Source organism: Streptococcus taonis (genome assembly GCF_029948085.1).
Classification (GTDB): Bacteria; Bacillota; Bacilli; order Lactobacillales; family Streptococcaceae; genus Streptococcus; species Streptococcus taonis.
In genome coordinates, this window is the sequence record NZ_JARZZP010000003.1 from 88,999 (window position 1) to 102,212 (window position 13,214).

Below are 13,214 nucleotides of genomic sequence, written 5' to 3' on the forward strand. Positions count from 1 at the left end.
TATTTAGTTTGCTAAGCTATGATACAAATCAAGATATGACTTGCAAGCTGTATCCCAAGAGAAATCACATTCCATAGCCTGAACTTGCATGTTTTTCCATACGTCAGGATGGTTATGATAAACGTCCAAAGCAGTTTGCAATGCCCAGTTGAGCCAGTATGGAGTTAGGTTGTTAAAGCTAAAGCCTGTACCTGTTCCTTCAATTGGATTAAAGGCTTGAACAGTATCTCTAAGTCCACCCACCTCGTTTACTAAAGGAAGCGTACCATATCTCATGGCCATCATTTGTGAAAGTCCACACGGTTCAAAGCGACTCGGCATGAGGAAAATATCACACGCTGCATAAATCTCTTGAGCTAATTTCACATCGAAAGTAATATTGGCAGAAAGTTTTTCTGGGAATACTTGACTAAACCAAGAGAAGGCTTGTTCAAATCCTGGATCTCCAGTACCCAAGAGAACAATTTGAATATCCTCTTGAAGCATACGATGCAGGCTTTCAACCACCACATCAAAGCCCTTCTGACGAGTCAAACGTGACACGATACCAATCATTGGAACATCTTGACGTACTGGAAGACCAACTCTTTCTTGAAGTTTCGCTTTATTTTGAGCTTTTCCTGACAAATCAGTTTTATTAAAATGATACTCGAGTAAAGCATCCGTCTCTGGATTGTATAAATCAGTATCAATACCATTAACAATACCAGAAACCTTACCAGATTCCATACGAAGAATCTGATCAATACCGCAACCAAATTCTGTAGTCATGATCTCATAAGCATAGCTCGGTGACACGGTTGATACACGATCTGCATAGAGAATACCTGCCTTCATCCAGTTAAGACAATCATTCCAACGAACTGTTCCATCAGCATAGCGCTCAAATCCAACCCTGAACAAGTCCCAAAGCATGCTTTCAGAGAATTGACCCTGAAATTCCAAGTTATGAATGGTCAAAACAGTCTTGATTCCTTGGTAAGCTTGAATCCATCTGTATTTTTCTTTTAACAAGAACGGAATCATTGCTGTATGGTAATCATGAGCATGGAGGACGTCAGGTATGAATCCAATACGCTCCATAGCTTCAAGGGCAGCAAGTTGGAAGAAGGCAAAGCGTTCACCATCATCGAAGTCTCCATAAACATGTCCACGGAAGAAATAATATTGATTGTCAATGAAGTAGAAGGTAACACCATTTAGAACTGTTTTCTTAATTCCACAAAATTGTCTCCGCCAACCAACATAGACTTCGAATTGAAGGACATCTTCAATCTGATCACCAAACTTGGCTTCTACCATGTCATAGTAAGGTAAGATAACAGCAACCTCATGCCCAGCTTTTACTAATGATTTTGGAAGTGCTCCGATAACGTCTCCCAATCCACCTGTTTTTGAAAAGGGAGCGCCCTCTGCTGCTACAAATAAAATTTTCATGAAAGGACATCCTCTGTTACTTTTTCGCCTTTTTTGATGACAACAGGGTTTTCTGCTGTACCTCGAATAACAACTCCCTCAGCTATTTCAGCACCCTTATCGATAATTGCATACTCAACTTGTGCACCTTTTCCAACGACAACACGAGGGAAGATAAGAGACTCTTTAACCAAGCTGTCTTTATTGATACGAACATTACGCGAAATAATAGATTTATCCACTTCACCTTCAATGATACTACCAGAAGCAAATTGAGAGGTGTTCACTTTTGAACCAGATGCGTAGTAGGTAGGTTCTTCGTTTTTAACTTTAGTATGAATCTTTTGATTTGGAGAGAACAATGAGTAGAATTTATGCTGATCAAGCATATCTAAATTAGCTTGATAGTATGTTTCTACTGAATGAATATTTGCTAGGTAACCTGTATATTCATATGCAAAAGCACCTTCTTTGGCTGCCAAATCACGAAGAACATAACGTAATTTTTCTGGATATTCTTTTTGAGCTTCTTCTTCCAAACGTTTAATCAACCATTGAGTGTCTACAACAAAGATATCTGTCGACATGTTGTAGTATTCTTGGTTTGATTTTTTATCAAAGAGTTTGTGAGAAAGCACGTGGTCAGTTTCATCGATATCAAGGATTGCATTTACTTCTGAAATGTCCTTCTTAGGCAATTTCTTATAAACTACCGTGATTGGTGATTTTGTTGTATTATGCAAATGGAAAACTTGATTGAGATCGATATTCACCAAAACATCACAGTTCAAGGATACTGTTTGGTCTGAACCTGAACGTTTTAAGTAAGTTAAGAGTTGTTGATAGTACTCTTTACCAACTGTACTGCTTTCTACACGAGTATTGTAGATTCCAAGATAGTAGTGGCTAAGAAGGGTATTCAAACCCCACTCACGTCCTGAACGAATATGGTCAAATACAGAGCTGATGTTATCTTGTTGGAAAATTCCAAAGATACTACGAACGCCTGCATTAGCTAAACTTGAAAGCGGGAAGTCAATCAAACGATACTTTCCTCCAAATGGTAAAGTTGCCACTGGACGGTTACTTGTCAAGGTTGACATATCATGGAAACCAACGGTATTTCCTAAAATTGCTGAATATTTATCAATCTTCATCTGTTGCTACCCCCACTACTTCGTTATATCCGACTACTTGTACTTCTTCTGTACCATCAATTTCAACACCATCAGCGATGACTGCACCTTCACCGATGATTGCACGTGTAATTTTAGCACCTCTACCAATAACTGCTCCACTCATGATAACCGAATCAACAACTTCTGCTCCCTTACGAACTTGAGCTGCTGTAGATAGGATTGAATGCTTCACCGTACCATTTACATAACATCCATCTACTACAAGAGAGTCTTCTACCTGAGCATATTCTCCAAGGAAGTTTGGTGGAGCGATAAGGTTACGAGAATAAATTTTCCATTGACGGTTACGGCTATCTAGAGCATTCTCTGGAGAGATGTATTCCATATTTGCTTCCCAGAGTGATTCGATAGTACCAACGTCCTTCCAGTATCCATTGAATTCATAGGCATAGACACTTTCACCTGTTTCAAGATAGTTTGGAATAACATTTTTACCGAAGTCTGACATGTCTAGGTTGGCCTTTTCAGCTGCAACTAACATATTGCGAAGTCGTTTCCAGTCAAAGATATAGATACCCATTGATGCCTTAGTTGATTTTGGTTCAGCTGGTTTTTCTTCAAACTCAACAATACGATTATTAGCATCTGTATTCATGATACCAAAACGGCTAGCTTCTTTAAGTGGCACATCTAAGACAGCAACTGTCAAACTGGCATTATTGTCCTTGTGTGATTGGAGCATATCATCATAGTCCATCTTGTAGATATGGTCACCTGAAAGGATCAAAACATACTCAGGATTGATGCTGTCGATATAGTCGATGTTTTGGTAAATGGCATGACTTGTACCTTCAAACCAACGGTTTCCTTCACTTGCAGAGTAGGGTTGAAGGATAGAAACACCTGTGTCAATACCATCTAGACCCCAACTAGAACCATTACCAATGTGGCTGTTGAGAGCTAGTGGTTGATACTGTGTAATAACCCCAACATTATGGATACCAGAGTTGGCACAGTTTGAAAGAGCGAAGTCAATGATACGGTAGCGCCCACCAAATTGCACGGCAGGTTTAGCAATGCTTTGAGTGAGTTTACCGAGACGAGTTCCTTGCCCACCAGCAAGGATTAAAGCTAGCATTTCATTCTTCATTTTCTACTCCTTTTTGAGTTTTATTAGCGACTTTTTTAGTAGGTTTGATGCGACGTTTGATTTTCCAAATACTTGCTCCCATAGCTGGCAAGGTAAATGTCAAAGTCTGCTCATAATCCTTCCACAATCCTTCTTGAGTTTGAACTGTTTGGTTATGCTCTTTCCACACACCACCCCATTGTTCTAACTCTGTATTCCAAATTTCTTCATAAATCCCTGCAACTGGAAGACCAATTGTAAAATCAGGACGTTCAACTGGTGCCATATTGAAGACACAGACTAGCATCTCGCCTTTCTTACCTTTTCGGATAAAGGATAGAACGCTTTGGTCTCTATTATCTGCATCGATGATTTCAATCCCATCATAGCTTGTATCCACTTCCCAAAGACAACGGTGGTCTTTGTAGAATTGATTAAGCTGTGATGTGAAATATTTCATCTTAGCATTCATTGGGTCTTCTAGGTTAGACCACTCTAATTGCTCTTCTGACTTCCACTCTAAGAATTGACCAAATTCGCTACCCATGAAGAGTAATTTCTTACCTGGGTGACAAATTTGATAGGTGTAGAGATTTCTCAGGCCTGCAAATTGATTGTAACGATCCCCCCACATCTTATGCATCATACTCTTCTTACCGTGGACAACCTCATCATGTGAGAATGGTAGGAGATAATTTTCATTAAAGACATACATGAAGCTGAAGGTCACAAGATTAAAGTCATACTTGCGATAAATGGGATCTTCTTCGTAGAAACGTAAGATATCATTCATCCAACCCATGTTCCACTTGTAGTCAAATCCAAGTCCACCCATTTCCTTCATGCCAGTAATCTTGGTACCTGAAGAAGACTCTTCTGCAATCATCATAACATCCGGATGAGCAAGTTTAATCACATCGTTCAAACGTTGTAGGAAATAATAGCCTTCATAGTTGAGATTGCCGCCGTCTTTATTTGGTGTCCATGGAGCATTGTCATAATCTAGATAGAGAATATTACTTACAGCATCAACACGAATACCATCTAGGTGATAGAAATCAATCCAGAACTTAATGCTAGAAATCAAGAAAGATTGGACTTCATTTTTACCAAGGTCAAAGTTGAGTGCTCCCCAACCGTAGTTGTTAGCCTTATTATGATCCTGGTATTCGAAAGTCGGTGTGCCGTCGTAGTATGCCAAAGCATCATCATTGATTGTAAAGTGACCTGGCACCCAATCCACAATTACACCGATATTGTTGATGTGACATTCCTCAACGAAGTCTTGAAATTCTTCTGGACGACCATAGGCATGCTCTAAAGCAAAGTAGCCCATGAGCTGATAACCCCAACTCAAACCAAGTGGGTGAGCCATCAAAGGCATAAACTCGATATGAGTATAGTTCATCTCAACAAGATAGGGAATGAGCTCTTCTTTGAGTTGAGCAAAACTATAAGGTGTTCCATCAGGATTTCTCTTCCAAGATCCTGCATGCACCTCGTAGATATTGACCGGTCTTTCGAAAAATCTCCAACGTTTTCTACGAGCTAACCAGAGACCGTCCTTCCATTTTTTCTCAGGTATCTCTGTTAAAACAGCTCCTGTTCCCGGACGAGCTTCATAGCGTACTGCCAAGGGATCAATCTTCATAAGCTGATGCCCGTTAGCACGAGTAATATGATATTTATAAATATGTCCCTCTTGAGCTAAAGTTGTAAAAACTTCCCAAACTCCAGATTCATTACGAACCATGGGGATTTGATTTTCAGCCCAGTTAGTAAAATCACCAACTAGATGGACAGCCTGCGCATTTGGCGCCCAGACACGGAATGTATAGCCATACTCACCGTCTCTTTCTTCACGATGCGCTCCCAAATAGTGCTGAAGATGAAAATTTTCGCCACTAGTAAAAGTTCTTAAAGCCTCAAATTTATCCATTGAATCCCCCTTTTATTGTAAGCGTTTTCTATATTTCTATTATACTACCTTTTAAGAAAACTTTCAACTAATTTCCGAATTCTCCTAAAATTTTTTTCGAAAATCTTCATATAGTTATCTTAACATTTCTAAAATTTTCATAAATGATAATAAGCGATGGAATTTTCTATTAGCTACTATTACAATAATAACTCTCATTATCTATATATAAAACAACTTACTTAAAAACTGAACATTTTTAGATTTTGATAACATAATATTCGTAGATAACTCTTTTTATATAATTTTACCAAATTTTCTGAAATTTTCAACTATTTTTAGTAATTGTTCCATTTTTATTTTTATGTCTAGAAATATTAAAAAACTCAAGCATAAATCTTGAGTTTTAGGTTATTTTTTAGGATAAAACATTCATAACTGCCACACTGACGTCGTCAATAACATTTTCTTGGTTAGAACGGCTATTTGTAACTAGCATTTCAAGATTTCCTGCATTTTCATAGTAATATGAAGCTCCTTTGGCATTGAATACAACCAAGAAGTGCTCTTCGCCACCATGAATCTCGTAGACAATCCAACCACTATTTTCAATGGCTGTGTGAACAAAGACATGACGGTAGACTTCTTCATAAGTAGGGTAGGAAAAGGCACTGGTTTGTGTTTTAAGTCGGATAATCTGACGAACAAACTCGATACTATCTTGACGCTCATTGATCAAATTCCAGTTGACTTGGTTGACGCTATCAGGAGCATTGTAACTGTTCATTGCTCGCTCACGATCTGCGTGAGTCAATTCTCCATTTTCGCCTGTAGCTACGAGTTTAGTACGGCCAAATTCTTGCCCCAGTTCCATGAAGGCCATCCCTTGCATGAGGAGGTTCATAGCCGTTGCTGTTTCTACTTTCTTCATGATGCATTTATCACCCTCCATCGGATGAAGGGTTTTAAGTAAATCATGTAAATTGTAGTTATCGTGGGCTTCTACATAGTTCAAGACTTGGTTTGGACTAAGGTATGAACCAAGCTCTCGGCTTCCAAGGATAGCCTTTGCGACAATCGGCTCAGTACCTGCTCCACTGACGAAGCCAGATTTGATAGAGCCATAGACTTCACAACCTTTGACCGCATCACGTTGATTATCATTAAAGAATCCAATGTTTGGCAATTGGTAGGCATTGTCTTTCTTAGCCTTGTCATAAGGAGCAAGACCTGTTCCCATATCCCAACCTTCTCCATACAGGATGATTTTCGGATCGACTTCGTCCATAGCCCAACGAATCATTTGCATGGTTTTGACGTCATGAATTCCCATCAAATCAAAGCGGAAACCGTCAATATTATATTCTTTTACCCAGTAGAGAAGAGAATCAATCATATATTTACGGAACATTTCGTGCTCACTGGCAGTTTCGTTACCGACTCCTGTTCCATTTTGGTAGGTTCCATCATGGTTCATTCGATAATAATAATCAGGAACCGTTGTTTGGAATGGCGCATCCACCGTTGAGAAGGTATGATTGTAAACAACATCCATAATAACACCGATACCAGCATCGTGATAAGCTTGGACCATAGCCTTCAAATCACGGATAGCTTGACCTGGATCATTTGGATTGGTAGACATGCTAGTTTCTGGAGCATTGTAGTTTTGTGGATCATATCCCCAGTTATAAGTTACATTTCCATTAGCTTCATATTCTTTATGACGGTCAGCGATTGGTTGTAGCTGAACATAGTTGACACCAAGTTCTTTGATGTAGTCAAACGCAGTTGACTGACCAAATTGGTTGACCGTTCCAGTTTGCGCTGCACCTAAAAAGGTCCCTCTTAATTCTGGTGTAACACCAGAAGTTTCAGACTTAGTCAAATCACGGATATGCATTTCATAGACTACAGCCTGGCAAGGATTTTCCAAGCGCCAAGTTGCTTCTGTACCATGCTTAACCTCAAAACCTTCGACATGACGATCTTGATTTGAGACAATGGCTGAACGTTTTCCATCAGGACTCGTTGCAATGGTGTAAGGATCACGAGTTAATGACTGGTGATGAGGAAAATCAATCTGGTAGTGGTAGGCACGTCCTGCTAGGCTTTCTGGGACTGTTAAACCCCAAACTCCAATGGTATTATACTTGTGGCTATAGGAATAACTATTTCCACGCTCCATTTCAAAAGTTTTAAGGATAGGGGCGTCATTGCTTGCAGATTCATAGACTACTACTTGGACAGCTGTAGCTGTTGGTGCCCATAGGCTAAAGCTTGTTTCAGTTTCAGTAACCTGACATCCCAAGTCTCCTTGATAACCCCAGTGATGGTCAAAACTAGCACTATTAATAGCCTTGTCGAAGGCAAAAGGATTTTGGTCTTTATAGTGGGGACTTGCAATGGCTGGATTTTCAGAATAATAAACAGTATCATCTCCATCCAAAATCCAAACCTCTGTCAAAAGCGGATAATAATTGAAGCGAATAGGATATTCTTTGCTGACACCATCTTTTTCAACAGTAAAAGTCATGGTCTCAAGTACCACTTCACCAGGTTGAGTCAGTGAAAATTTAGCTCCAAAATATTCTTCTTCTTTGATAAGCTCTACTGAATCTAGAGGCTTTTTACTGAAACTGCAAGCCTCATAGGCTTCATCCTTCCGATGATAATGAATAAGTACAGGATAATTGTACATGGTTCTCCCTAATTTCTAAATTAATTTGATTTTATATTTCATGAATAATTCCTTGATCAATCGCCTCACGATTCACAAAAAACTCAATGTGATTATGGCACACTTCCAAATCTACTGGTGTATCGCCACCGTATTCGCCATCAAGATTAAGCATAAACGGCTCTTCCTGATCCAAAGTTTCAATTCGGAGTTTACTAGTTTTCAGATATTCAACATTGACATCTGATACGTGTTGGCCTCCGTTTATGGCCTGAACTAGTAGACTCAACATATCTAGGATTTTATCTGTCTTTACTAGAATAAGCGTAAAATTGCCATCATCCAGCTTGCTATCAGGTGCGAATTGTTCAAATCCACCAATAGAATTGGTCAAGGCAACAAAGACAAGAGAAACTTCTCCTGTAAAAATTCCCCAATCATGGTAAATACGAACAGGACGTGCTTTGGATTTTGGGAACATCTCGATGCCTTTAGCAACATAGGCCAGATAACCCAAACGCGTCTTTAGTTCACTCGGAACACTAAAAGTTAACTCCGTAAGAGCTCCTGCCGCAGCAATATTGATGAAATACTTATCACCAAAGGCACGACCAATATCAATTTGCTTGGTTTCATTTTTAGCAATGATCTTCGCTGCAGCAACTGGATCCCCCATAGGGATTTTCAATGCTCTTGCATAATCATTGGTAGTTCCAGTAGGAATGATGGCTATCTTTGGACGATGTTCCAGAGGTGCAATTCCATTAACCACTTCATTGATAGTACCATCGCCACCAGCTACCAAAACCAAATCAAAGTCAGCTTTTGCAGCTCTTTCTGCTTCTTTCTGGGCCGATAAAGGGTCAGGCTTGGTCTGAAAAGCACTAGTTTCATAGCCTAGTCCTTCTAACACTTCTAGAACTTCTGCGATATTTTGCTTGATAATTTCCTGGCCTGATGTTGGATTATAAATGAGACGTGCGCGTTTTCTTACTTCTTTCATAGCTTATAAACTCTCAAGCCATGCTTCATCACGAATCTCTATTCCCAACTCTTGTGCTTTCTGGAGCTTGCTACCAGCATCTGCTCCTGCTACAACAAGGTCTGTTTTTTTCGACACACTACCAGTAACCTTGGCTCCTAGACTTTCTAATTTATTTTTAGCTTCTGAGCGATTAAGACGCTCTAGCTTTCCTGTCAATACGACAGTTAGACCAGACAAGGCTGCATTTGCTGCAACTGTCTGTCCTTTGTAGTCTAGATTAACACCTGATTCTTTCAATTCCCTTAAAAGGATTTCAGAACCCTCTGTAGCAAAATAGGTCTGTAGGCTTTGGGCAATGACACTTCCCAAACTTTCGATACTTGCAATTTCTTCAGGATTAGCTTGTGCTAGTGATTCGATTGAGTGGAAGTTTTGTAAAAGCAACTGACTTGCCTTACTTCCTACATGACGAATCCCCAAACCAAACAAGAGTTTTTCCGCAGAATTTTCTTTGGATGCTTGAATAGCCTGGTAGAGCTTTTGAGCAGATTTTTCCTTGATACCATCTAGCAAGAGCAAATCTTCCACAGTCAAATGATAAATATCTGCAACATCCTTAACCAAATCGGCTGCAAATAGTTTCTCAACGATTGATGGACCAAGGCCAGAGATATTCATAGCATCACGGGATGCGAAGTGCGTCAAGCCTTCCTTGATTTGAGCAGGGCATCGCGGATTGATACAACGAAGGGCAACCTCATCTTCAAAATGCAAAAGCTTACTGTCACAACTTGGACAGTTTGTTGGAATATCTAGTCTTTCCTCTGACACTCGCTTGGATTCTACCACTCGTAGAACAGCTGGAATGATATCCCCTGCCTTATAGACAATGACTGTGTCATCCTTACGGATATCCTTTTCAGCGATATAGTCAACATTATGAAGAGTTGCACGACTTACAGTTGTACCTGCAAGTTGCACTGGAGTAAGATTAGCAGTCGGAGTCACAACTCCTGTACGTCCTACTGTCCAGTCAACAGAAAGAAGTTTCGCTTCTTTTTCTTCTGCTGGGAATTTATAAGCGACTGCCCACTTAGGTGCTTTGACTGTAAATCCTAGTTGCTCCTGACCAGCTAGATCATTGACCTTAATCACAACTCCATCGATATCATAAGGCAACTGATCTCTTTCTCGACCAATTTCTTGAATAAACGCCCAAACCTCATCCATACTATGAGCTAATAGACGTCTTTGATTAACCACAAAGCCTAATTGTTCTAAATGTTTCAAAACCTTCTCTTGACTATCCCGAGTTGAAGGACTAGCTTCCTGATAAAGGAAGGTTGCAAGATTACGTTTGGATACTACTGCTGTATCTAACTGACGAAGGGTTCCTGCAGCAGCATTTCTTGGGTTGGCAAATTCTGGCTCCCCATTTTCTTGACGAGATTGATTGACCTGGTCAAAAGAAGCTCTCGGCATATAACATTCACCACGAACAGTAATATCTAATTTTTCTGGTAATGATAACGGAATGTCTTTCACTCGTTTAAGATTTTCAGTGATGTTTTCACCGATGGAGCCATCACCTCGAGTTGCCCCAGCAACAAAAATTCCCTGCTCATAAGTCAAGGAAATCGATAAACCATCAATCTTCAACTCACAAATATAAGTGACATCATCCAATTCTTTACGAACACGCGCATCAAAGGCATCCAGTTCTTCACGTGAAAAAGCATCCTGCAAACTATAAAGAGGATACTGATGACTATATTTCTCAAACCCATCAAGAATCTTTCCACCAACACGATGTGTCGGACTTTCTGGTAAAACTTGGTCAGGATGAGCTTTTTCTAACTCTACCAATTCACGATAAAGACGGTCATACTCACTATCAGATACAGATGGATTATCACTTGTATAATACTCTGTCGCATAGCGATTGAGCAGTTCAACGAGCTCTTTCATTCTTTCATTCATAGAACCATTTTACCATAAAAAGGACTCTATAAACAATACTCAAGCTCTAAAAAAGAAAATGAGAAGGATATTTCTATCCTTCTCACTTATTTTTATTTTTTACGATTCAAAATAGCATTCAAGACGATGGCTACTGTACTTGCAATGACAATACCATTTGAGAAGAACATTTGTAATTCAGTCGGTAAAGTATTGAAGAGATTGCTTCCGTTTAATCCCACTCCAGCAGAAATAGAAACTGCTGCAATGAGGAAGTTGTGTTCATTGTGTTCGAAGTCTACACGCGCCAAGATTTGCATCCCTTGTAGCGAAACAAAACCAAACATGACGAGCATAGCTCCACCAAGAACAGGGCTTGGAATAATCTGTGCCAAGGCACCGAACTTAGGCAAAAGACCAAGTAAGATAAGGAAACCAGCTGCATAGTAGATTGGCAAACGAGTACGAATACCTGAAAGTTTCACCAAGCCTACGTTTTGTGAAAATCCTGTATAAGGGAAGGTATTGAAAAGTCCACCAAGTAAGACAGCAAGACCTTCAGCGCGATAACCATTACGAAGACGAGTGCTATCGATTGGATCTTTAGTAATATCAGAAAGGGCAAGATACACACCAGTTGATTCTACCATAGATACAGTAGCGATGATACACATCATTACAATAGAAGAAATCTCAAATTGTGGAGCACCGAAGTAGAATGGAGTTGGGATATGAACGAGTGGAGCTTCTGCTACTGGAGAGAAGTCAACCAAGCCCATAGTAGCAGCAATAATGGTACCTGCAATCAAACCGATCAAAATGGAAATAGATTTGATAAATCCTTTTGTAAGAATATTAACTAAAAGAATAATGAGAACAGTAATCATTGCCAAGGCTAAACTTTGACCAGTTGGTTTTTCAACGTTATTTCCCATATTTCCGATGGCAACTGGAATCAAGGTCAATCCGATTGTTGTGATAACAGAACCAGTTACGATTGCAGGGAAAAGATTGGCAACCTTAGAGAAGATACCTGAAATCAGGATAACATAAATCCCTGAAGCAATCAAAGCTCCGAACATAGCACCGCTACCATGACTCTGACCAATCATGATAAGAGGAGCAACAGACTGGAAGGCTACCCCAAGAACAATAGGCAAACCGACACCAAAATGTTTATTGAGTTGCAATTGTAAAAGAGTTGCCACCCCACACATAAAGATATCTGTTGAAATAAGGTAGGTCAACTGTTGAGCTGAATACCCTAAAGCACTTGCAATCATGATTGGTACCAGGATTGAACCTGAGTACATGGCTAACAAATGTTGCAAACCAAGAACGGCTGCCTGTGAGTGGTTTTCCTGTTGCTTCATTAGATATCTGCCTCCTTGAAGATAACTTTTCCATTTTCAAAACGCTCTAATCGCGCGAGTGATACTACTTGATGACCTGATTTTTCTAGCAGTTCACGACCATCTTGGAAGGATTTTTCAATCACAATTCCGATGGCTTCAACTGTAGCTCCAGCTTGCTCGATAATCTGAATCAGACCTTTAGCTGCTTGGCCATTAGCCAAAAAATCATCAATAATCAATACTTTATCTTGAGGAGATAAGAACTTACCTGCAATAGATACGGTACTTGTTACTTGTTTAGTGAAAGAATAAACTTCAGCAGTCAAAATTCCTTCATTCATAGTAATATTTTTTGCCTTCTTAGCAAAAATCATGGGAACATCTAACTGTTCAGCCACATAAAGGGCAGGAGCAATACCTGACGCCTCAATCGTCACGACTTTGGTAATACCAGCATTTTTAAAATGTTCTGCAAAAGTGCGACCAATCTCGCGCATCAAGGAATAATCAACTTGGTGGGTCAAGAAGGAATCCACCTTAAGAATATTCTCACCAAGAACGTTTCCGTCCTTTAAAATTCGTTCTTCTAATAATTTCACAATAACCTCCGAAATAAAAAGAGACTTACTAAGT

At 39.7% G+C, this 13,214-nt stretch carries 9 protein-coding genes; all 9 read right to left on the reverse strand.

From position 1 onward, the window contains the following. Positions 1-3 precede the first annotated feature (3 nt). A complete protein-coding gene (glgA, locus tag QEZ38_RS02170; RefSeq protein WP_075231597.1) occupies positions 4-1,437 on the reverse strand; it encodes a glycogen synthase GlgA in 1,434 nt (477 codons plus the stop codon). Continuing rightward, positions 1,434-2,573, reverse strand: a complete 1,140-nt coding sequence (gene glgD / locus QEZ38_RS02175; RefSeq protein WP_281334891.1) for a glucose-1-phosphate adenylyltransferase subunit GlgD — start codon at positions 2,571-2,573, stop codon at positions 1,434-1,436. The genes glgA and glgD overlap by 4 nt, the downstream gene beginning before the upstream one ends. Then, the gene (locus QEZ38_RS02180; RefSeq protein ID WP_281334892.1) at positions 2,563-3,705 is read right to left on the reverse strand and encodes a glucose-1-phosphate adenylyltransferase; all 1,143 of its coding nucleotides are present in this window, start codon (positions 3,703-3,705) and stop codon (positions 2,563-2,565) included. The genes glgD and QEZ38_RS02180 overlap by 11 nt, the downstream gene beginning before the upstream one ends. Next, positions 3,695-5,623 (reverse strand): 1,4-alpha-glucan branching protein GlgB, encoded by a 1,929-nt coding sequence (glgB, locus tag QEZ38_RS02185; protein ID WP_281334893.1) that lies wholly within the window; start codon positions 5,621-5,623, stop codon positions 3,695-3,697. Before glgB ends, QEZ38_RS02180 begins: the two co-directional genes overlap by 11 nt. Before the next feature lie 397 nt (positions 5,624-6,020). Further along, positions 6,021-8,303: a type I pullulanase gene (gene pulA / locus QEZ38_RS02190; RefSeq protein WP_281334894.1), complete on the reverse strand. Its 2,283-nt coding sequence runs from the start codon at positions 8,301-8,303 to the stop codon at positions 6,021-6,023. A 31-nt stretch (positions 8,304-8,334) separates the two neighbouring features. Next, the gene (locus QEZ38_RS02195) at positions 8,335-9,285 is read right to left on the reverse strand and encodes a diacylglycerol kinase family lipid kinase (protein WP_281334895.1); all 951 of its coding nucleotides are present in this window, start codon (positions 9,283-9,285) and stop codon (positions 8,335-8,337) included. Positions 9,286-9,288: 3 nt separating this feature from the next. Continuing rightward, positions 9,289-11,247, reverse strand: coding sequence for an NAD-dependent DNA ligase LigA (gene ligA, locus QEZ38_RS02200; RefSeq protein ID WP_281334896.1), 1,959 nt, complete (start codon positions 11,245-11,247; stop codon positions 9,289-9,291). Positions 11,248-11,339: 92 nt separating this feature from the next. Next, a complete protein-coding gene (locus QEZ38_RS02205) occupies positions 11,340-12,599 on the reverse strand; it encodes a nucleobase:cation symporter-2 family protein (RefSeq protein ID WP_049504130.1) in 1,260 nt (419 codons plus the stop codon). Next, entirely contained in the window at positions 12,599-13,180 is a 582-nt protein-coding gene (locus tag QEZ38_RS02210) for a xanthine phosphoribosyltransferase (RefSeq protein WP_248034374.1), read from the reverse strand. Before QEZ38_RS02210 ends, QEZ38_RS02205 begins: the two co-directional genes overlap by 1 nt. Between the last annotated feature and the right edge of the window lie 34 nt (positions 13,181-13,214).